Source organism: Pseudarthrobacter sp. 902506025 (assembly GCF_040702325.1).
Taxonomy (GTDB): domain Bacteria; phylum Actinomycetota; class Actinomycetes; order Actinomycetales; family Micrococcaceae; genus Arthrobacter.
Map to the genome: position 1 here is coordinate 148,036 of NZ_JBFBKW010000009.1, position 19,662 is coordinate 167,697.

The 19,662-nt window shown below is 62.7% G+C and carries 25 protein-coding genes and 2 pseudogenes; 10 read left to right on the forward strand and 17 right to left on the reverse strand.

Annotated features, from left to right (window positions below):
• Positions 1-176 precede the first annotated feature (176 nt).
• Positions 177-569 (reverse strand): nuclear transport factor 2 family protein, encoded by a 393-nt coding sequence (locus tag AB0280_RS16295; RefSeq protein ID WP_366367811.1) that lies wholly within the window; start codon positions 567-569, stop codon positions 177-179.
• A gap of 467 nt (positions 570-1,036) precedes the next feature.
• Between AB0280_RS16295 and AB0280_RS16300 the strand changes: the two genes are divergently transcribed.
• Both AB0280_RS16300 and AB0280_RS16305 read left to right on the forward strand, forming a co-directional pair.
• On the forward strand, positions 1,037-1,513 hold the full coding sequence (locus AB0280_RS16300) for an Hsp20/alpha crystallin family protein (protein ID WP_366367812.1): 477 nt from the start codon (positions 1,037-1,039) through the stop codon (positions 1,511-1,513).
• Positions 1,514-1,934: 421 nt separating this feature from the next.
• The gene (locus AB0280_RS16305) at positions 1,935-2,798 is read left to right on the forward strand and encodes an SGNH/GDSL hydrolase family protein (protein WP_366367813.1); all 864 of its coding nucleotides are present in this window, start codon (positions 1,935-1,937) and stop codon (positions 2,796-2,798) included.
• A gap of 221 nt (positions 2,799-3,019) precedes the next feature.
• On the opposite strand, the gene AB0280_RS16310 is transcribed toward AB0280_RS16305, so the two are convergent.
• Genes AB0280_RS16310 through AB0280_RS16320 form a run of 3 tightly spaced genes read right to left on the reverse strand, consistent with a single transcriptional unit; the run spans position 3,020 to position 4,360 of the window.
• Positions 3,020-3,463 carry a hypothetical protein gene (locus AB0280_RS16310; protein WP_366367815.1) on the reverse strand — a complete coding sequence of 148 codons (444 nt, stop codon included), beginning with the start codon at positions 3,461-3,463 and terminating at the stop codon, positions 3,020-3,022.
• A 50-nt stretch (positions 3,464-3,513) separates the two neighbouring features.
• Positions 3,514-4,212, reverse strand: a complete 699-nt coding sequence (locus AB0280_RS16315) for a helicase associated domain-containing protein (RefSeq protein ID WP_366367816.1) — start codon at positions 4,210-4,212, stop codon at positions 3,514-3,516.
• Positions 4,196-4,360 carry a hypothetical protein gene (locus AB0280_RS16320; RefSeq protein ID WP_366367818.1) on the reverse strand — a complete coding sequence of 55 codons (165 nt, stop codon included), beginning with the start codon at positions 4,358-4,360 and terminating at the stop codon, positions 4,196-4,198. The genes AB0280_RS16315 and AB0280_RS16320 overlap by 17 nt, the downstream gene beginning before the upstream one ends.
• A 65-nt stretch (positions 4,361-4,425) precedes the next feature.
• Between AB0280_RS16320 and AB0280_RS16325 the strand changes: the two genes are divergently transcribed.
• A complete protein-coding gene (locus AB0280_RS16325) occupies positions 4,426-4,842 on the forward strand; it encodes an STAS/SEC14 domain-containing protein (RefSeq protein WP_366367819.1) in 417 nt (138 codons plus the stop codon).
• Positions 4,843-5,081: 239 nt separating this feature from the next.
• Here AB0280_RS16325 and AB0280_RS16330 read toward each other — a convergent pair.
• Both AB0280_RS16330 and AB0280_RS16335 read right to left on the reverse strand, forming a co-directional pair.
• A pseudogene (locus AB0280_RS16330) lies at positions 5,082-5,192 on the reverse strand (ATP-binding protein); the annotation flags it as partial.
• A pseudogene (locus AB0280_RS16335) lies at positions 5,167-5,417 on the reverse strand (IS21 family transposase); the annotation flags it as partial. The pseudogenes AB0280_RS16330 and AB0280_RS16335, both read right to left, overlap by 26 nt.
• A gap of 32 nt (positions 5,418-5,449) precedes the next feature.
• Between AB0280_RS16335 and AB0280_RS16340 the strand changes: the two are divergent.
• The 3 genes from AB0280_RS16340 to AB0280_RS16350 are packed head-to-tail and all read left to right on the forward strand — an operon-like array spanning position 5,450 to position 7,274.
• A complete protein-coding gene (locus AB0280_RS16340) occupies positions 5,450-5,908 on the forward strand; it encodes an ArsR/SmtB family transcription factor (RefSeq protein ID WP_366367821.1) in 459 nt (152 codons plus the stop codon).
• The gene (locus AB0280_RS16345; protein WP_366367822.1) at positions 5,905-6,885 is read left to right on the forward strand and encodes a TIGR03086 family metal-binding protein; all 981 of its coding nucleotides are present in this window, start codon (positions 5,905-5,907) and stop codon (positions 6,883-6,885) included. Before AB0280_RS16340 ends, AB0280_RS16345 begins: the two co-directional genes overlap by 4 nt.
• Positions 6,886-6,935: 50 nt before the next feature.
• Positions 6,936-7,274, forward strand: coding sequence for a hypothetical protein (locus AB0280_RS16350; protein ID WP_366367823.1), 339 nt, complete (start codon positions 6,936-6,938; stop codon positions 7,272-7,274).
• 323 nt (positions 7,275-7,597) lie between these two features.
• Here the strand turns inward: AB0280_RS16350 and AB0280_RS16355 are convergent, their stop codons facing one another.
• From AB0280_RS16355 to AB0280_RS16380, 6 genes are all read right to left on the reverse strand, one after another.
• Positions 7,598-8,044 (reverse strand): redoxin family protein, encoded by a 447-nt coding sequence (locus AB0280_RS16355; protein ID WP_366367879.1) that lies wholly within the window; start codon positions 8,042-8,044, stop codon positions 7,598-7,600.
• Between the two features lie 115 nt (positions 8,045-8,159).
• Positions 8,160-9,263, reverse strand: coding sequence for an NADH:flavin oxidoreductase (locus tag AB0280_RS16360; protein WP_366367825.1), 1,104 nt, complete (start codon positions 9,261-9,263; stop codon positions 8,160-8,162).
• A gap of 134 nt (positions 9,264-9,397) precedes the next feature.
• Positions 9,398-10,078 (reverse strand): haloacid dehalogenase type II, encoded by a 681-nt coding sequence (locus AB0280_RS16365; protein WP_366367826.1) that lies wholly within the window; start codon positions 10,076-10,078, stop codon positions 9,398-9,400.
• A 184-nt stretch (positions 10,079-10,262) separates the two neighbouring features.
• Complete coding sequence (locus AB0280_RS16370) at positions 10,263-10,436, reverse strand: CsbD family protein (protein WP_366367827.1); 174 nt, start codon at positions 10,434-10,436, stop codon at positions 10,263-10,265.
• 317 nt (positions 10,437-10,753) lie between these two features.
• Positions 10,754-11,704 carry an NmrA family NAD(P)-binding protein gene (locus tag AB0280_RS16375; protein ID WP_366367881.1) on the reverse strand — a complete coding sequence of 317 codons (951 nt, stop codon included), beginning with the start codon at positions 11,702-11,704 and terminating at the stop codon, positions 10,754-10,756.
• A gap of 27 nt (positions 11,705-11,731) precedes the next feature.
• Complete coding sequence (locus tag AB0280_RS16380; RefSeq protein WP_366367829.1) at positions 11,732-12,631, reverse strand: DNA/RNA non-specific endonuclease; 900 nt, start codon at positions 12,629-12,631, stop codon at positions 11,732-11,734.
• 368 nt (positions 12,632-12,999) lie between these two features.
• On the opposite strand from AB0280_RS16380, the gene AB0280_RS16385 reads away from it, so the two are divergent.
• On the forward strand, positions 13,000-13,578 hold the full coding sequence (locus tag AB0280_RS16385) for an NADPH-dependent FMN reductase (protein ID WP_366367830.1): 579 nt from the start codon (positions 13,000-13,002) through the stop codon (positions 13,576-13,578).
• A 288-nt stretch (positions 13,579-13,866) separates the two neighbouring features.
• Here AB0280_RS16385 and AB0280_RS16390 read toward each other — a convergent pair whose 3' ends face one another.
• From AB0280_RS16390 to AB0280_RS16405, 4 genes are all read right to left on the reverse strand, one after another.
• On the reverse strand, positions 13,867-14,091 hold the full coding sequence (locus tag AB0280_RS16390) for a hypothetical protein (protein ID WP_366367832.1): 225 nt from the start codon (positions 14,089-14,091) through the stop codon (positions 13,867-13,869).
• A 556-nt stretch (positions 14,092-14,647) separates the two neighbouring features.
• Positions 14,648-15,172, reverse strand: coding sequence for a YbhB/YbcL family Raf kinase inhibitor-like protein (locus AB0280_RS16395; protein WP_366367834.1), 525 nt, complete (start codon positions 15,170-15,172; stop codon positions 14,648-14,650).
• Positions 15,173-15,296: 124 nt separating this feature from the next.
• Positions 15,297-15,695, reverse strand: a complete 399-nt coding sequence (locus AB0280_RS16400) for a nuclear transport factor 2 family protein (RefSeq protein ID WP_366367836.1) — start codon at positions 15,693-15,695, stop codon at positions 15,297-15,299.
• A 144-nt stretch (positions 15,696-15,839) separates the two neighbouring features.
• A complete protein-coding gene (locus AB0280_RS16405) occupies positions 15,840-16,190 on the reverse strand; it encodes a hypothetical protein (RefSeq protein WP_366367837.1) in 351 nt (116 codons plus the stop codon).
• A 163-nt stretch (positions 16,191-16,353) separates the two neighbouring features.
• On the opposite strand from AB0280_RS16405, the gene AB0280_RS16410 reads away from it, so the two are divergent.
• From AB0280_RS16410 to AB0280_RS16420, 3 genes are all read left to right on the forward strand, one after another.
• A complete protein-coding gene (locus AB0280_RS16410) occupies positions 16,354-16,602 on the forward strand; it encodes a hypothetical protein (RefSeq protein ID WP_366367838.1) in 249 nt (82 codons plus the stop codon).
• A 343-nt stretch (positions 16,603-16,945) separates the two neighbouring features.
• Positions 16,946-17,257, forward strand: coding sequence for a histone-like nucleoid-structuring protein Lsr2 (locus tag AB0280_RS16415; RefSeq protein ID WP_366367839.1), 312 nt, complete (start codon positions 16,946-16,948; stop codon positions 17,255-17,257).
• Positions 17,258-17,634: 377 nt separating this feature from the next.
• Positions 17,635-18,666, forward strand: coding sequence for a hypothetical protein (locus AB0280_RS16420; RefSeq protein ID WP_366367841.1), 1,032 nt, complete (start codon positions 17,635-17,637; stop codon positions 18,664-18,666).
• 273 nt (positions 18,667-18,939) lie between these two features.
• Here AB0280_RS16420 and AB0280_RS16425 read toward each other — a convergent pair whose 3' ends face one another.
• Positions 18,940-19,596: a hypothetical protein gene (locus tag AB0280_RS16425; protein WP_366367843.1), complete on the reverse strand. Its 657-nt coding sequence runs from the start codon at positions 19,594-19,596 to the stop codon at positions 18,940-18,942.
• Between the last annotated feature and the right edge of the window lie 66 nt (positions 19,597-19,662).

Sequence of the window (19,662 nt, forward strand, 5' to 3'; positions counted from 1 at the left end):
CTTGCCGCCAGCGCTTTCGGCGGCGCTGCGAATTTTATCTCCCGCTCCCATTGTTCTACCTCCTAGGGTGTTGCCGCCGGTCTGCGCGGCTACTCCTCCAGTAGGCATGCTGCCGGTGCAGTATTCAAGACCCGTTCGGCATAAGCGAAGGATGCGACCCCCGCACCGGCCAGGCGTCAGGACCAGAAGTCGGCAGCCTTGGAGGTATCCTCCGACATTTCAATGCCCTCCGTCACCTTCCCGTCGGAGACGCTAAAAACGATTACTTGCCGCTCGTCCAGGGTCTTGCCATCGCGCTCTGCCCGCGTGAGTTGAATGCCGACGGTGTACCGGTCACCCACCGTGACGTCTTCCACAGTGACCTTCATCGAACCGTTGGACCGGGAGCCAAGTTCACCGAAATAGGCGAGGATTTCGTCCCGGCCCTGCTTGACCCCGGATATGGGCCCGTTTCCAGCGGCATGCCACTTGGCATCCTCAGTGAAAATGTCCCGGAGCGTATCCATGTCGCCAGCGCTGAACGCTTCATAGCCCCGCCTCACCAGGGCGGCGCTTTCCTCTGATCCCATCTCAAACACCTCTTCACCTTTGTTGGGATCTTGCGAGGAAAGGTTATGTCCGGGCAGTTCACCCGTCGAGGGGGAGTGCCCCCCTATATCCCCCCTTTTTCTGGACCTGATTCAACAATCCAGAGTGGTGCGATCAATCCCCGGTGTAGGCGTGGACACTGCCCATAAATTTTCGTCTGGTTCGGTCGCGTCGCCGGCGCGCACTTTACTGGTGCTGGACCTCAGCCCCGTGATGCATCGGGACCGTCCGGGGGAGCTCCTGGATGGGCTCACCTTAGGCGGGGACGACATGGCCTTCGAACGCATGCTTTCGCAGGAGCCCTCTGGCCCGGGAAGCCTTGAGTGCGTGCGTAGGTGCCTTATCATGGTCGCTCCGCGGGCGTATCTTAATGGTGTAGGAAATCGGGTCTCGGCCCGTGGACTCAAATGCCTCACGGCCGGGCTGGAGAGAGAAGAAGGTGGCCGAGATGGCCAACATTATGCGCTGGGGCGGCGCTGACATTACCGAACCTTTCCGCCGGTTCCTTGAAGGGGACATGGCTTCCTGGCTTCGGGTGGAGGAATACCGTGACGCCGGCTCCATGGTGGTCAAGGCCGAGGTCCCGGGTATCGATCCCGAAAAGGACGTGGACATTGAACTGGTCGGCAACGACCTGCGAATTCAGGTGCGGCATGAGGAGAAGTCCGAACACAGGGACAAGGAAGGATACCGGTCCGAGTTCCGGTACGGGACCTTCTCCCGCAGCGTGAGCCTGCCAGGGCCGGCCACCGAAAGTGACATCCGGGCGACCTACGATAACGGTGTCCTTGAAATTCGCATCCCGCTCCCGGACGAGACCGGGAGGGCCTCACGGAAAATCCCGGTAAGCCGAGCAGGTGCAGCCTCCGGAGGCGGCACCGCCCCTGACGACAACCCAGGTGGAACACCGCAGAGCCCGGCATAGGACTGCCGGCGGGCTGGACACTGAAACGTCTAGGCCATCTACACCGGAGGGCTGACGCTGAGACCAACGGCGGTAGCTCCCGGACACCATGCCAGCAGCCCGGCCAATAAACGGGCCGATGCCTTCTGAAAGACAAGGCCCAGCCCTAATACGGGATGCAGCGACCTCCCTGTCCCACAGAATTCCTGCCGGAGCGGGAGGGGGCCAGGGTGAAGGAAGCCGCCGGGGCCGTCCTGATGGTCAGCGCGCAAACGAGCTCCTGCCTGCCGAAGGGTCCGTGGCGGCCAGGAATGCCGGGGCCCCCGCTGAAAGACGACGCTGCAACCTTGGTGCTGTGTTCCTGCCGTCGTCTCGCGGGAACATCGCGCACATTTTGAGAGTTATCCACATGCAAAGGAGTTTCTGCACAGGAGGTTGGAAAGTGAGCGCGGGTGGCTCCGGGTTGACCGGCCGTCGTGTTCCTGCCACCGTATGCTCCGGCGGTGACCGGTTAGAGGAGGAGGCCCGGCACTCTTGGCGGCGGTACGTCGCTCTAGGGGATTCATTCACCGAAGGAGTCGGGGACCCTGACCCGCGAAACCCCGGCAAACTACGGGGATGGGCGGACCGCGTAGCCGAAGAACTGGCCGTTGGGCACGAGGACTTTGCCTACGCGAACCTCGCAGTACGCGGACGGTTGCTGGAACAAATCCTGAATCAGCAGATCGCCCCGGCGCTGGCCCTAAAGCCGGACCTGATCACATTGTCCGCCGGCGGCAACGACATGGTGTTCCACGGCACGGACCCGGACAAGCTGGCCGGCAGACTTGAGGCCGGCGTGGAACTGCTGAGCCAAACAGGTGCCACCCTGGTGCTGTTTACCGGGCCGGACTGGGGATCCACTCCAGTGCTGGGCCGTAACCGGGCAAAAGTCGCGGTTTTCAATGAGAACGTGCACGCAATCGCCGCCCGGTATGACGCGGTGATTGCTGACCTGTGGGCGTTGCGGCAGCTAAAGGACCCGCGGATGTGGGATCTGGACCGGCTGCATCTCTCCCCGCTCGGGCACCACACCGTTGCGATGCTGGTGCTCGATACCCTTGGCGTCCAGCACACGCTCCAGCCGATGGAACCCAAGGACCATGGGGAAACCAGCTGGGGTCAGGCCCGGGCCTCGGACCTCCTCTGGGCCAGGAACTACCTTGTCCCTTGGGCGGCAGGCCATCTCCGGCATCGCGCAGTCCACAGGGACCTTCGGGCGAAACGGCCGGATGCGACCCCGGTATTCTCCAACGCGGAGCTCTAGCCGAAGGATGATCAGACCGGGAGTGGCCCGCCAGGCCGAAAGGGTACGGGACTGTACCGCGGCAGTACGTTGTCCGAACCCTCCGGGGCATCCACGTCCAGCCGCAAACGTCGGGCTTCGTGAAGAGGGGAACCCCGCTGCACGACTGCCAATCTCCCGAAAGCGTGAGGACAGTTACCGTGACTCCTCTGCCCTTACCGGTTTTGCTGGGCCAGGCAGGATCAGCACAGGCTGAAGGAACACAACCATAACGGGGCGCAAGCCCTGAAGTTCACCCGATGCGCTTGGCTGTGCAACAGGACGCACACGGTGCGTCCTTCGGCCTCAGGGCCAGCCCGCTGGTCCTTCATCGAAGAGCGCGGCTTGTACTCAGGGTGGGGGGAGTGCAGCTTCTCAGCCGCCAGTTGCTTGACCCAGTCAGGGGTTTGTTTGCCCAGGCGCCGATCCGTGACGAGCCGGAGCTGCGCGGCGGCGATCTGCATGGCCCCGCGCGTCCTGGTCGACGGATGTCTGGCATTCAGCTCAGGAAGACCCCCAAGGATCTTGGCGCCCGGGGGTGGGATGCCGCAGTCATCGCGGTCCACCTTCTGGCGAATCTCGCGGGTGTCTTCATTGTGCGTGGCCAGCCGCACCGTCCATCGGCGTCTGCCGCCCAGAGAAGCCATTTCTGGGCTGCGGCTGGCCTGTGAGGGGACGCATCTTCTGCTTTGCTCGTCTAGGCACTTCCTCCTCGGCTGTTCCCTCCCCGCCGCACCCGGCCGTGCCGCCAGCCGGGGATGACGTCATCCAGCTGCTTCTCCTTGGCCGCGGTGAGCTTCCCGGCCCGGTAGTCGATGCGTTGGGTGTGCAGCCAGACGCCCAGGGTTCGTTCCGCCTGGTCCTCGGTCTTGTTGTGCCGGGGCCAGTCGTGCCCGGCGGCCAGCCAGGCGGCGACCTCGGCCAGACGCTGCTGCCAGCGGGCCGCGTCCGCATCCCGCTTCGTGGGGTAGTCCCGCCACCCTGGAATGGTGTCCAGGGCATGGGCGTAGGCAGGGGAGAGGGCGCCATAGGCTGCCTGCTGCCGCCGGCGGGTCAACCACCCCGCCAGGGCGGACTCCTGGGGTGACCGGCCATTGACCGGCAGCCGGCCCTCGGCGTGATGAAACGCCAGGACGGATGCCAGGTTCCGTCGGCCCGCATCGGTCACTCGTGGCGGCGGGACGGGCATGGCCGCCTGGTGCTCCTGGCGCAGGCCTGGGTCCTGCTTGGCGGCGATGGCGAGGTGGTAGCGGACGACGGATGCGGCAACGCCGGCGCCGGCGGCGATCTTGGGCGCCGGGATGCCTTTCCGGTACATCAGAACCCACTCCGGGTGCGGGGCGGGACGCTTGGTCTGGGTCATCAGCCGGATGCCCTGCTCACGGTTGCGGTCCATGGGCCTTCGCGGCCCGCTTCAGTTCGGCGATCCGCAGCCGCAGGAAGATGATGACCAGCACCAGGGCGTAGACCGTCAGGACCGCCATGATGATCGTGAAGATGGCGTACAGGACGCCGAGAATGCCGAAAGCTGGACTCAAACTCATTTGCTACCCCCAGATAGTCTTTGTCCCTAGGTTACGCGAGGGCCTTGCGGTGCGGGTTGGCCACCATGGGCTACGGTCGAGACTGGATTGGCTCGATAGACAGGGACGGCATGGACAAGGTGGACATCAAAGGCAAAGGCTCGATGGAGTTGTCCGGCGGGGTCCTTCGCCTGCGGTGGAAGCGAGGGGTGAACATCGGCATCGACGTAGCCCACGCCGCCCTTGACGCCATTACCACCTTGGGCCAGGGCGCCAGGCTGCCGATGCTGGTCGAAATACAGGGCGTGACGCACTCTGCGGCCGCCCGGAAAGTGTTCCCGGACCCGTCCCTCATCTCGCGCATGGCGCTACTGGGTTCCTCGCCCGTTGACCGGGTGATCGCGATGTTCCGCCTACCCCTGGTGCCGGCGGGGTTCCCGATCAAATACTTCACTTCGGAGGAGCAGGCAATGACCTGGCTGCTTGAGGCAGCGGGTGAGTGACCCACGTAGCTGTCCTGCTCAACACTATGAAGGCATAGGAAAGGCGCGCCCCGTTCGCTGAGCACGCCTTTCGCTTTCCCATTCCCCAAGCCGATCCCCTTCGACTAAGACAATCATAAGCAGGCTGATAGTTAGGTAGTCAAGGCGATTGCGCATTCGTATTGCCGCAAATATGTCATTCCGCGCCGTCCTTTAACGGTTCCCTGGCCATCCGACGTCATCAGGCAGACTCCACCGAATTTCTCTTCACATTCGGTGAGAACTTGGAAGAGCAATTCTGCGCCCCGGCTGTGCAGCTCCATATACCCGAGCTCATCGATGCAAAGCAGACCAACTCTGACGTGGCGTGCGGATTTTGTCGCCGATGCAGCGATTCTCATCCTGGGATTCCCAGTCGTTGATCCGATCGTTGAGCTCCTCCAGGCACTGCTACAGGGATTGCGTGAGCCGGCTCCGGCGGAACCATCCCACCTCTCCCTCGGCCCCGCCCTTTTCGTGGGCGCCGGCGATACCAGCTGGCAGTAGAAGGCATCACACCCGTAATGGGACCGGTGCAACACCCACCGGTCTTTCTCCTGGTCGTGAGAGGAGGAGGCGCGGCTGTCTCATGCCGGGCGAATTCAAGAGGGGCGTGCAGCCAGGGTATCTTCGCTCGAAGTTGCTATATGCGTTAGTCCTCGCTAACGTATCTCTGGTGTTGGACGCGTTGGAGGTAGCTGCGGAGCCGAGTCGACGACGCCTGCTGCATCTTCTCGCCGGCCGCGAGCAGACGGTCGGGGATCTGGCCGCTCATTTCACTGTGAGCCGGTCGGCGGTGTCCCAGCACCTGCTGTTGCTGGAACAGGCCGGCCTGGTGTCTGCCCGCAAAGAGGGGCGCAATAGGTATTACAGGCTGGACGCCTCAGGTATGTCCCGGCTTCGTGAGCTTGTAGAGCAGTTTTGGACCTATGAACTGGATTTGCTGGCTTCGGATGCGGCCGCACTTGCCGCCCAGCGGCACGGCGCCCCGCAACATCACACAACTAATTCAGATATTCCGCCTCAAGACGAAGGACCACTGTCATGACGTTCGATAAGACCATCCATTTGCCTGTCGGCGCCGACGAGGCCTTTGCACTCATCACGGAGCCGGAGCGTTTGCGCCGCTGGCAGACGGTGGCGTCCCGGGTTGACCTTCGGATTGGCGGAGAATACCGCTGGACCGTCACTCCCGGCCATCACGCGGCCGGAACGTTCCAGGAAATCGACCCGGGCAAGCGCATCGTTTTCACCTGGGGCTGGGAAGCCGGAATGGACCTGGCGCCAGGCGCTTCCACCGTGACGATCACGCTCGAGCCGGACGCCGAGGGCACCACACTGCGCCTGGTCCACGAAGGACTCAACGCCGAACAGGCGGCAGCACATGCCGAGGGCTGGAACCACTACCTGGACCGCCTCATCGCCGAAGCTTCCTCACCGGACGGCGCCGGCCCTGACGAGTGGTCAGCGGCCCCGGATCCGATCGATCACATCAGTTCTGCGGAGGCGTCGCTGGCCGTGCTTCTGGGTGTGCTGCGCAAGCTGACTCCGGCGGATAGGGAGAAGGCCACTCCCTGCGAGGCCTTTACCACCCACGAATTGCTGGAGCACTTGGTCGGTTCATTGAAGCAGATCGGTAGCGCACTGGGTGCGGACGTGAGCGATGACGCCGGGAGAAACCCTGAAGCGCGCGTCGCCGCACTCGCACAACCCACTTTGGAGGCATTCGCCCGCCGCGGTTTGGACGGCACTATCGACATGGGATTCGCTGAACTGCCCGCCACCGTCGTGGCCGGCATCGTCAATCTGGAGTTGCTTGTACACGCCTGGGACTTCGCGAAAACGATCGGCCAGGAACTCGTCGTCTCCGACGTCGTCACCGATCATGTTGAGGCCTTGGCCGTGCTGACCATCTCTGACCAGGTTCGCGCGAGCGGCAGCTTCGCTGCTGCCCAGCCGGTCGCGGAGACCGCTGGCAGCCTGGAGCGCCTGATTGCGTTCACCGGTCGAACCCTGACTGTCTAAAGCCTTTCACTCCATTAGCCGCCAAAGGCACCACAGAAAGCAGAAACATTATGTCCAAGTTCGTTTTCATCTACCACGCCCCGATGACACCCGCAGAGGCAGCGCCGCCCGCACCCGAGGACATGGCAGCCGTCATGGAACTGTGGAACGTCTGGGCCGGTAAGGTCGGCAACGGCCTGGTCGACTTCGGAACACCCTTGGCCAACGGTGTCCGCGTTTCCGCCGGCGGAAGCACGGCACCGAGCCAGCGCGAGGTCGCCGGATACACCATCATCGAGGCCGAGAATCTTGAGGAAGCCGTGGAACTAGCCAAGGTCCACCCGCATCTGGACATGCCAGGTGGCTGCGAAATCGAGGTCCACGAGGCCCAGCAAATTCCCGGGATGTAGCAGTGGACCAAACTGATCAGCAAGTGAGTTCATAAGGACCGCCGCGGACACAGCGCAGTGTCACATGATCTGGAGCCCCAAAGCCAGTCAGCGATGATGGGACCGCTACAACACGTGCCGTACAAGCCGTTAGTTATCAGGCACTGTGGGCGCGGAGGGTTTATTGGGCCCAGTTCGAGACTGTTGACTTTGGCAAGTCTGACGGCTGACTATCCCCCAATGGCTGGTGCCCCTACGCTACGGCAACCATCGGTATACCTCGAACTACAAGAAGGGCGCGCTCCGTTCGCGGAGGGCGCCCTTCTTGTGGTCGGGATGATGTGTCAGGCGGCGCCCCGTGCCGGGTAGTCGTGCTCCTGGGCGTAGCGGACTCCGGCGATCACGTCATCCAGGGACGACCGGCCGAAGGGCATGGTGGCCGTACTGGACCAGAACAGCGTTTCGTCCTCATCGAGGATGAAGATGCCTGGTTCGTTGAAGAGGTCCGGCTCGCCGTCCTTGATGGCGCGGGAGAGATTCAGGCCCCAGGCGCGGGCGGCTTCCTCATCGAGCCCGTAAGCCACGGGAAGGGAACCCAGGCGCCATTGGTCCACGACCTGGGCGCTTCGTTCTGCCGTTTCCATGCTCACGGCGACCACCCGGCCGATGCCAGCGGCTTTCAGGTCCTCGATCCGCTTGTCGATCTCGGCGACCTGCTTGCGGCAGATGGGGCAGTGCAGGCCGCGGAAAAAGACGACCAGGCTGAACCGGCCATCCGCGCCGGTGCCCAGCTGCGGTCATCGGTATTGCCGCCGCCGACCAGGAGCAGGCCAAGCTCGGGTGCTGTCTGTGTGGGAAGCAGTGACATCGTTGCCCTCCAGGTGTAGGAAAGTGATGGGTCGGGGGTCAAGCGGTGGGTTCGAGTTCCCAGTCTTTGACATCGGCGACGGGCGCGAACACGCTGCCGTCCAGCTCGTCGAGGTCCTCATTGTTGCGTGCCCGCCGGGGCCAGTCGCGGGTGGCAAGAGCGGCTTTACCGAGGGCGATGATGTCGGCCTGCCCGGCAGCGATCAGGGAGGCGGCCGCTTCCGGGTCATCGAGGCTGCCGTTGGCGATCACGGGCAGCCCGGTGTGCTGCTTCGCCAGGGCGGCGAGGGACTCGCCCTCCTCACCAAATGCGGGGGCGTCGGCGCGGTACTCGGTGGTGTGGATGTAGTCGATCCCGGTTCCGGCGAGGGCGGTGAAGATCGCCTTCGCTTCCTCGGCACCGCCGCCCCATTTGTGGGTGTGGTCGCTGACCTTGCCCTGGGAAATCCGTATGCCAACGCCGATGTCGGGCCCGACGGCGTCGCGGACGGCGCGGCTCACCTCGACGGCGAACCGAACGCGGTTTTCGGGGGTGCCGCCGTACTGATCGGTGCGCTGGTTCAGGTAGTCCGTGAGGAACTGGTCCAGCAGGTAGCCGTTCGCACCGTGGATTTCCACGCCGTCAAAGCCGGCAGCCTTGGCGTTCAACGCCGCGTTCACGAAGCCACCGCGCACCTCGTCCAGCTGGGCGGGCGTGGCTTCCTGCGGTTCGCGGTAGGGTCCTTCGCCGCGGTAGAAGCCCAGCTGCTCTCCCTTGGGGGCGACGTCGGAGGGGCCGAGGGTGGAGTCAACGAACCGGTTGCCCTGGGACTGGGCGCCGGCGTGCATCAGCTGGGCGAAGATCCGTGACCCGCGGGCATGGACCGCGTCGACGACCCTGGCCCAGGACTCGGCCTGTTCCGGGGTGGCCAGGCCCGGCTGGAACAGGTAGCCCTGACTGTGGGCGGTGTCGGTGTAGATGCCTTCGGTAATGAGCAAGCCGAAGCCGCCGGCCGCGAACCGGGAGTAATAGGAAGCCATCCGCTCGGTTGCGTGGCCGTCCTCGGTGGCACTGATACGGGTCATCGGCGCCAGCGCGACACGGTTGGGCAGCTCGGTGGACCCGATAAGAAAAGGGGTCCAGAGGGGATCGAGATTGGGCATGGAAGTGTCCTTGAAAGTCTCGGGGATTGTTCCTGGCATGGGCGTTTGGAGAAAGGCCCGTCTTAGCGGCAAGACCAGGGTGCGGTTTTAAATTCCCGACCCTGCCGGTCTTCCTGCTGGTGGTGGGCGTTCTTTTAGGCGTTGGCGGCCAGTACCGGCGCCAGCTCGGTCAGGGCGGAAACCGTGAACTCTGGGGCCTCGAAATAGACCGGATACGCGTCCCCGGTCCTGTTCAACCACGCGGTTCGGAGCCCAGCCCGAGCCGCGCCGTGGATGTCCCAGGGATGCACGGCGACAAGAAGCATGCTGCCCGGGTCAGTTCCGGTACTGGCGGCGGCGTATTGGTAGGAGCTGCGGGCGGGCTTCCACGCAGGCGCGTCTTCAACCGACAACAGGGACTCAAATTCATCCCTGATACCGGCACCGCTGAACAACTTCCCTGCGATCTGGGCCGAGCCGTTGCTGAGCGTCACCAGCCGGAACCCTGCGGCGGTAAGGGCTCTGATCCCGTCCGGGACATCAGGGTGAACTTCCAGGTCCTTCATACCGCCCATGACATGCTCGACGGCCTCGTCAAGGGGCTGGTCGAGCTCCACGCCGCTCAACAGTCCCCGGAGAACGTCCGCGCCTATGGCGGCAAACGAACTGTTGTCTCCGCTGGCGGCCAGCGCGAAGCCGTCACGCAAGACGGTCGCGAACCAGAGCTTCGACATCTCCGGCGGTGCGCCCACCTCGAGGAAGCGCTCACCCATGGGGGACATATCCGACAGTGTTTCATTCACGTCAAAGACAATGACGGAGATTGCTCGGGGCATCGTTTCTCCTTGTATATGAGACGAGTCAGCAGCTGTTTGTGCCGGCATTCGCGAGCCGCGGGGCTACCCGAGGAAGCAAGGTCACAAGGAACCAGCCGCGGGAACAAAACCAGGAAGCAGCCTCTGCCCTGGATACAGAAAAGGCGCGCCCCGCTGCTGGAGCGCGCCCATTCCGCGATCCCTGTCAGTCCTTGAAGGCGTCCTTGACCTTTTCGCCGGCCTGCTTCACGTCGCCCTTGGCCTGGTCGGCCTGGCCTTCGGCCTTCAGGCTGTCATCGCCGGTGGCGCTGCCGGCCGCTTCCTTGCCCTTGCCGCCAGCCTTCTCGGCGGCGTTCTCAATCTTGTCGCCCAATCCCATGGTGTTTCCTCCTCTGGTTGGTAGCCGTTCGTATTCGGCCGCCCTATAGTAAGCATGCTTAGGATCTGGTTGGCAAGTTGGAAGAACAGAAGCCTTGAGCGCTGAAGGCTTGCGACCGGGCTATTTGACTGGGACGGCGGACGGGTCGAACCGGGACGTGACTGGCTGCTACGTTCATACGCAAGGACTCTAGAGGGTCGCCGGTGCGACGGCTATGTGAGGGGCTGCTACCACGACCTCCTCGGTGCTGAGGACCCGAAAGCTTCTTCAGCGTTCCTGGGTAGCAGGTGAGGCCGCGGAGCTGTGACTGTGCCTGGTCAGCGATCGTCCGTTGCCACGTTCAGGTGCGCTTCGAGGACATCGCGGACCGAGGTCCACTTGTGCGGGCCGTAGCGGTCGTTGTTGATGTGGTGGAGCTCGGCCTCGCCGCTGAACATGCTGACGAAGTATTGCATACCCTGCCACGCGGGGAAAGCCTGGTCGTTGTCCTTAGAAACGCGCGCGCCGATCCTGCTCACGGCCCCTAAAAGACTAGTGGTCCCGGCCCATTGCAGGGAAAAGGGTGTCCTCGTGAGTTCGGTCATAATCCGGGCGATATTCCGTGCCGTGACGCGGTCGCCGGCTATCTCGACGACGCGGGGTGCGTCTTCGTCGAGGGCGACGAGTGCGACGATGTGTGCGACGTCGTCCTTGGCCGTGAAGTCGAGGATCTGGTCGGGTGAGGACCAGAACAGGACCCGGTGACGCTTGAATAAGATCATGGGCGCCTGTCCGGTGAGCATGTCCGCGAACGCCCCATTCAGCACTGAAGTCACGCGGATGGGTGCGGCGTCGAGTTCGGCGGCGAACTCGCGACGGAGCTCGAAGTTGCGGTTGCTGCCGGGGGTGATTCGACGATAATCCGCAGAGTAGTCCGACGGGATGAACCGTGTCACCCCTGCTTCTACGGCGGCCGCGAGGAGCGCCCGCTGCGCGTCAACGATGACCGGACGCGCGCCACTGACGGCCGAAATGACGGTGCTGACGCCGGATAGTGCTGAGACGACGCCGGCCCGGTCCGTGTAGGCGGCCTGGTGAATCTCCACGCGTTCTTCCCCGCCGTAGAGGGCATCGCCTGTCCCGCTACCGGGGCGGGTCAAAACCCTGACCAGGGTGTCCCCGCGGAGGAGTTCGCGAACGATGCGCTGGCCAAGGTCACCGGTGGCTCCGGCGACGACGACGGTGTTGGAAGTGATGGTGTGCTCATTTCGGTAGGGGAAGGTCGGTATAGCGGCGGAAGAGTCCGAAAACTCAGGTCAGCCGCCCAGGTCGAAGTCCAGGTCCAGGTCTTCGGGGGAGTGCAGCTCCCGCCACGTTTCGGTGACCCGGGCGCTGGGCAGGGCCGTGGCGATCGGCGTCCGGTCCACGGCCACCAGCTGGGGCAGGTCCAGTCCGGTGAGGGCAGCGATGTCCCGGATGGGGGCCTGGAAGGTCCGGAAGGGCCCGAGTGGTGGGGCTTCGTCGGTGACTCCGGGCCGGGGGACGTCCGGGAGGTCAGCGAGTGAAGGTGTCTGGTCTACGACGTAGCCCGTGGCTGCCAGCGCCCCTTGATGAAGGAAGACTGCGACCTTGAAGAAACGCAGTGGAATGTCCACGCCCCGGTATACCGGGTCGGTGGGACCGAAGATCGGCCCGGTGAACACGACGATGCGCCGGCTGTTGTCGGCGGCGTTCTCCTGCAGGTAGGACTCCAGACCGAGCCAGAGTTGCATGCCTTGGTTGAACTTGGCCGCCTGTGGGGCTGCGTTCGTGTAGTGGAAGGTGTCCTCATTTGCCTGGGCGGCTTCGGTCCGGGTGTCGCCCCACACGGCGGATGCACGGCGGACCAAGTGTCCCCGGTCGATGTCGTTGTGCGCGTAGACCCGCTCCCCGGTCTGCTGGTCCTCCGGCAGGCGCGGATCCAGCCGCCACTGGATCCCGGCCCGGGCCAAGTCCATCAGTTTCTTCCCGTCCATGCCCAGGGCCGTCACCGCTGCCAGCCGTTTGTCCGGGCGCATCAGGACCGAGAAGTGGGTGTAGGGGAGCAGGACGGTCTTCACGCCTGGCAGTGCGGGGATCGGGACGGGCACCCCCAGGAACCCGGGGTTGTAACCGGGTCGGCCCGCCAGCTCTCTGGCAGCTGCAGCCAGGGCCCGGTCGGTCATCAGTGCATCCATGCCCGGACCCTACCAGCCGCACATGACAGTGGGATGAACGGCCCGACTGGGTTTGACGCTCTGACGACGCAGGCTCAAGAAATCCTGCCCGTCACGGCGCAATGGCCGGGCCGTAACGGGAGGTCAGCCATATTGGTGCCAGAATACCGGCAACTGAGATGGCAATCATGGGTGCAATGTCAGGTAAGGGCATGTTCCACCATCCGGGCCGTTACCTGGAACCTTGATTCCGCATCCTGACCGCTTCGCGGGCTCCGGGGATGCACCGATCTGCTCCCAGCGCAGGCCTGCCAGCAAGGCTGTTTGGAAATAACGGCATCTGGGGCGGCGTTTTATTCGGTGACTGTTATCGGGGCAAGGAGGTGCCCGTGACCAGGATCCAGGTCATTATGGGAACAACCAGGACGGGCCGCTTCGGTGAACGCGTAGCCCCCTGGGTGCTGCAGCGGTTGATGGAGCACGGCTTCGACGTTGAGTTGCTGGATCTCCGCGACTATCCGTTGCCGTTCTTCGACCAGAAGCCGCCCTCCGTCACCGGGCGCAACTACCCGACAGAAGACATCGCCCGTTTGGGCCGCAAGCTCGATGAAGCGGACGGGTTCGTCATCCTGACGGGGGAATACAATCACGGCTACCCGGCCGTGTTGAAGAACGCCATCGACCACACATTCGTCGAGTGGCAGCGCAAGCCCGTGGCCTTCGTCGGCTGGGGCGGCGTAGGTGGTGCGCGTGTGATCGAACAACTCCGGCTGGTGGCCGTAGAACTGGAAATGGCACCGATCCGGCAGGCCGTGCATATCCTGCCCGAAGTCATCCGCCCAGCACTAAGGTCCAGGGACCCTGCTGACTTCAGCGTCTTCGACCCCATCGAACCTCGGCTCAATGCTCTCGCCGAAGGGCTTAAATGGTGGGCAGGCACCCTCGCCAACGGCCGCGCCGGCGAGTAGCAAGATGCTTCGCAGCCGGACCGCCGAGCCTAAGACGAGGACTTCCAGACTCCGACCCGGTCCACGGCTTACGATTCTGGGAAGCGCGTCGGACGAGGATCGAGCCGGTCCACCCGGAAGCCGGGGTTTGGCGGCGTCGTGTCCTGGTGACATGTGAAAGGGTGCGCCCCGTTCGCTGAGCGCACCCTTTTCGTTTCCCATTCCCCAAGCCGATCCCCTTCGGCTGACAACATACTAAGCACCCTTAGTACATGGCGCAAGTATGGCAGTCCAGGCGACAGGGTTCAGCTACCGCCCGTGTCGCTCAATGAGCCAGGACGGGTCCAAATCCGGTTCCGGCCGCCGGCGGAGCCTCTTGAACAGGGCGATGAACGGCAGCAGAAGCAGTTCCAGTAGGCCGCCGGCGATCAGCAGGGCGACGAGCAAGACGATCACCGGCAGGTAGAGGAGGAATACCCCTCCCATGGCTGCGATGTAGCCGGCGGCGTAGCCGAGGATCGTCCCGGTATCCATGCTTGCTCCCTTGTAAGTGGTAGGGGATTTAGTGGCGGACTCTGCGCAGCCGCAGCCTGCGCCGCGGCAAGGGGCCTTGGCCTGTTACGGAAGGAGCCCGGCGCCACGGCCTGTGCGGTCGGGAGCTGGTGGGGTCCGGGGGAGGCGGAGCCGTGGCAACCACCGAGGACCCCTTTCTGCGGCGGCGCAGCGTCAGGAGCACAAGGACGGTCAGGCCGATCCACACGAAGGCGGCAACGAAAATCAGCGCTACGGTCTGGGCCGTGCTCATGACAGGAGTCGCCGGAAAGGCGCGAGGTGCCGCAACGGCAGCTTGGGGGACGAGTGATGGTCAGCGTTGGACATGGTGCCCCGGCTCTTGAAGGCTACCGTTGGGCTGGCTGCATAACTCGGTGAATCAAGTGTCCGCTGGTCAAGGCGCGGAAGCAAGGGGAGTTTCGCGTCCTCAAGCTCCTGGCCGTCCAAACTTACAACGTGTCTCCTAAAGCTGCTAGCCAGATGCTGACCGCCCTGAGAACGGCTTGCCCCAACCGCCTCAAGGTTCGGGAGTCACCTCCTAGCGGCGTTCGAAGGTTCCCGTCAGTCTGGCCCGGCCCAAGGTGTGGGTGGAGAGCGCGGAATGGAGGGCGGCCGGGGTGTCATCGGTGCGAAGGTCCAGCCGCTCAACATCCAAGGCGTGGACCACCAGCAAATACCGGTGCTGACCGTGCCCGGGAGGCGGGGCAGCTCCCACGAAACCGGCAAATCCGGCATCGTTTTTCAATTGCACTGCACCAGAGGGTAACCGGGAGTTGTCTCGGGAACCTGCACCGGCCGGGAGGGAGGTGACGTCTGCCGGGATGTTCACCACAGCCCAATGCCAGTAGCCCCCGCCCGGGGCATCGGGGTCGAAGACGGTGACTGCGTAGCTCCTGGTTCCCTCGGGGGCGCCCGACCAGGTGAGCTGGGGCGATTCGTCCCGCCCGCCGGCTCCCAGGACGGCGCTACGTTGAGCTTCCGGAAGGGTCTGGCCATCCTCGAAGGATTCGCTGATGACTTCGAAGGATTCGATCTCGGATGTTGGTGCAAATGGATCATGCATTTTCATGGCTGTCTTTCAGTTGCTGTCACGCTCCGCACCTGTCAGTTCGACGGCAGAAGCGTCCTCTGCGGCGGTTTCAATGCAGTGGAGTCGGGACAACCGCTCAGGGTCTGGGAGGCACGCCCTAGCCGGTGACAGTATCGGCGTGCCGGTGTGCGACCTTCCACTGTCCGTCCTCGCGGCGGTATACCTGGGTAACGCGGAGGGTAGGCGACGTGGGTGCGCCGTTCATCAAAACTGAAGAACGCTCGATGCCGGCGGTGTACGCCATGTCGCCGATGACATCGCAGACCTGAAGGTCGAACTCCCAAAAGGTGCAGTTGGAGAACGTCTGCCCGAGGAAGACGAAGGCCTCTTCGAGCTGCTGCTGTCCGACGGAGTTGCGCAGTGCGCCAAAAACACTGACAGGCTCCTTGCGGGTCCAGACGGCACGCCGGGGATCCAGGTCGCCGTTGAGCATGGCGACTTCGGCGTCGTGCAGGGTTGTGTTGACCCAGTTGAGGAAATCGTCCCGATCACTCATGCCTCAGTATGCTCCCGGCACCAGTAATGGTGGAAGATGGGCATCGGCGGTTATGCGGCCTGCGTTGACAGCGTCATTGCGAAGACACCGGGCTCAGGGTTTCCTTTGGACAGTTACGGGGGCAATCCACAGGACGAGCCAGCATCAGGACTCCAGCTTCGCGAGGCGTTCGGCGATGCGGCTGCCTGCCCGGCGCGACTTCGGGGTGCTGTCCAGCCACCTGCTGAGCACGGCGATCTCCTCGGCCTTCTGGCCGAGCTTGCGGTGAACGATGGCTGCCTGCTCCGTGTACCAGGGAGCGGGCTCCCGGCCGTCCCGGTCACGCTCGGCGGCCTCGATGGCCTTGTAGCAGAGGACCAGGGCTTCGTTGAGCCTGCCGTCGCGCTTCAGCTGCTTGATCGGCTCCACGAGCTCCAGGTAGTGGACCCCGTCCACCATGCCGCGCCTGAACTGCTGCGCCCTGGCCCCGCCCTCCTGGAGCGCCTCCCGCACCATGGTCGTCTTCTGGATATGGGAGTCGTTGATCCGCTCTTTCGATGTCAGCGCGGGGGGGATTCTCCCGGGTATGGGGCCATTCCGGGTGGGCTTCACCCAGCCAAACGTACGCCTTGGCCAACAGCTTGTTCCCCGCCGCGACGTGCAACTGATAGGGGACAGGATGGCTCGCCCCAACCGACAAGGGAAAGTCCTTTGCTGCATAGGCCGGCAGACACCCGACTTTCTCGCCATCGACCAGCACGTCCACCGCCTTCGGGTCCACCGGATTCCCTGGGTCGCGCTGCAGCTGCGCCTGCCCCTCGAAGAAGCCCCGATCGCCCAGGCCTTTCCGGTCCGCCAGGGCGGTGACGGCGTCCGCGGCGAAAGTGCCGGTGCCAGCCACTTCGACACAAGGGCTGAAGCTAGTTGAGATATTCAAGGTTGGCCGAGCTGAAGCAGGCGATGCCGCCTCGGCCGGCGTGGCCTTCGTTCCACCAATGGCTTCGCGAAGCCACGAACCAATCCCCACCGGAGTCCCCCTCTGCGTTCTGGCGGTGCCGAGCCGCTGCGGCTCGACTCTACCAATGAAGTCCGGCTTAATCGCCGCTTTCAGGGGGGATCGGCAGCTGTCGCCGCTTCACTTCGAACGGCAGGAACATGCCTCCCATGGGTCGGTCGCCGCCGGGAACCCGGTTGAGTAGAAAGTCCTGCGGAAGGTCATCGACCAGGAGCTGCTCCATCTGCTGCCGACGGGTGGTTTCGCTGCACAGACCGTGATTGAACTGATTGATGACGTCGACGGATCCGAGGCGACTGAAACTGTCTACTTTGGGTTAGACGGCGCCGACTACGTCATCGACCTTGCAGGAAAAAACGCCGACGAGCTACGCGGGCTTTTGGTCCGCTTTGTAGACGCTGGCCGCAAAACGGCTGCCAGCAAGGAGGCCTCTTCTGTCCGTCGTCCCCGGCCGATGGCCGAGACGAAGGCTGTCCGCGCTTGGGCGGCAGAGAAAGGCATCGAGGTGAACGCACGCGGACGCATGAAGGATGACGTTGTGCAGCGCTACCTGAGCAGCCTGAGGTAACTGCCCTTATCACCGGCCATGATCGCACATGACCCAGCGTCTGACCCTGATACCTCCGACAGCGTCCTACATATAAGTGATTGTTTGTTGTGCCCTCCTGCTCGCAATCCGCGACATCGATTCTTCACAAAATCTTCCGCATGCCATGTCATGTGGGCTCGAACCGCGATTAAGCAATTGGGACAACCACTGTGGCCATCTCAAACCTGACCGCTGCCCCATATTCTATTCAACTCCTGGGACTTGTTTTTGATCTTCTCGGTGCAATAAAACCGGGGAAAGTCCCGGGCGGTCTCGCCCCAATCTAGGGCCTTTCCTGATCGCGGGTGCGGCACTGGCGCTTGTGCACGAACCGACGGTCACTTATGAATAAGAGCATGCATGACACACAACCAGGCCCTAAGCCCCTGCAAGAAGTGGCTTTCGTCCATGGCGGGATCTCGTATGGTCGAAAATCGCTACTCCTCTTCTTCGATGGAATTGCTAGCCTCGAGACTCGCCGGGAATCGCGGCTTTCCCCCGATTCTCTGCTTCAGTCGTTAGCCGAATTGGGGATGTTGCACACTTTTGAGGCTGAATCACTCGTTGACGAGTCAGTAGCCCTAGAGCTGTCCCGGCTGATCGACGAGGCCATCGAGGTCGGCGTACTCAAGCCCATATCGGAAGGGGAGATATACGGTGCCCTAGTCGATCGACAGCGTGTGGGCCACCTTCTTGCGCCTGACATCGCGGAGTCGATCGTCAATAATCTCAGCTCCCATGGCCTGGCAAAATTGCTCCGTGGTGGGTCTCGTGAAGAACTCGAAATGGAAGAATTCGCAGCCAACGGGCACACCAAGGACTTTATACACACGGCACTCACGCAACTCGTCCGAAGACCCGCTGAGGCACGAGGGCTGTTTCTGCAGCCTGCTGAATGGTCGCGGGATCCTGACCAATGTCAGTTTGGGCGTCTTTTGTGCGACACGCAGTATCCCAGTGTTGGGCAGATTGTGTCATTCGACCTCGCACAGGTGACCCTTGACCTTGAGGACATCCCTTTGGATGAGGTGCTCGACTTCAAGCGTCAATACGGTGCTGCACATCGGCGTTACGCGAAAGATCTTCGACAGTTTGCCCTTGAGCTGTCGCTGACGCCACAAGCCCAACTGGATAGGGCCCTGACGGAACGCCGTCAGCAGTTAGCTGATGCCGCAGATGACCTGAGGAGTTTTGCTCGAAAATCTTGGCAGAGACCCCTTACTTCATTTGGGCTGGGAATGAGTGCTGCAGCCATAGCGTGGAGCCAAGGCAATCAATTGGGTGCCGGTATCTCGGCACTCGGGGGGATACTCGGGCTAAAGCGCCAAGCTGAGCCCGGAAGTGCATTCACGTACTTATTCCACGCCCAAAGGCAACTCGGTCGATGAGGATTCGAGTTGCACTTTATGCACGACTTCTAGTCAAGAATTATGGCAAGCAAGAAACTTCTGCTCGAAAGCAGCGCTTTTCGAAACATGCCGGTAAGTCTAACTGATTGTTGGCTCCGAGTTTCCGGCCGGGCTTGGATGGGTCGCCAGTGCAACTGAAAATAAGATTGGTGGCTTTATCCGGGATCCACCCCTGGCTTCCGGGCCCACCCGGTCCTTATCCGGTTGGTACGACACGTAAGCCCCAAGCAAGTAGTTCATCTAGTGGTCCACCTAGCAGCGGGAGCTGTATTTACAGAACTTAGTCGCCGTTGCCGCTAACCCCTCCAGTAGGCCCACAGACTTTTGTTCGAGCTCCCCGCCCCCCTTAAATGCGGTTTCCGCCTCCGCAGTCAACTGGGCATGGGGTGGTATCGGGGTCGCGGTCTCAGCAGCTCTTTGTGCCGCGGTTTTCCAAGACTGCGCGCACGTCACTGATGATTTCGTCATACTCAGACCTTCCTTGAGCAGTTCGGCTGGGTCGTATTGTGAGGAAAGGACTTTTGGAACCTTCACTGAAGCGTCATAGGCAGCTTTGCTGCAATCCCAGATGGCTTGGCGAACGGGTGAACCGGAAGTCACGTATGTTCTAGCAGCGGCGACCGCTTTCTTTTCCACCTGCTTCAGAGCGAAACTCTGCAGAGTCCAGGCAAGGCTGAGATCAGGATCAATGACCCATTCGAATGTACTTGGCGGGGAATTAACACTTATTGTCTCCGTTGGTGCCATGAAGCTGTATGAGTACATCCTTGTGGCAACGGCCATTTCGTGGAATGTCTTGACTTCAGGCGTCGCCTTTTCTGGAGAAGGGATCACAGGAGGGTTCGATTGAAACACCCAAACCATGTCGCTGTTATTAGTCAGTGACAGTGACCCCGCTGAGTCGTTCACGCAGGCAATAATGAGATCGACGTATTTAAGTTCCCCTGCAGTTTGGGCATTTGGGCGCACCCTACG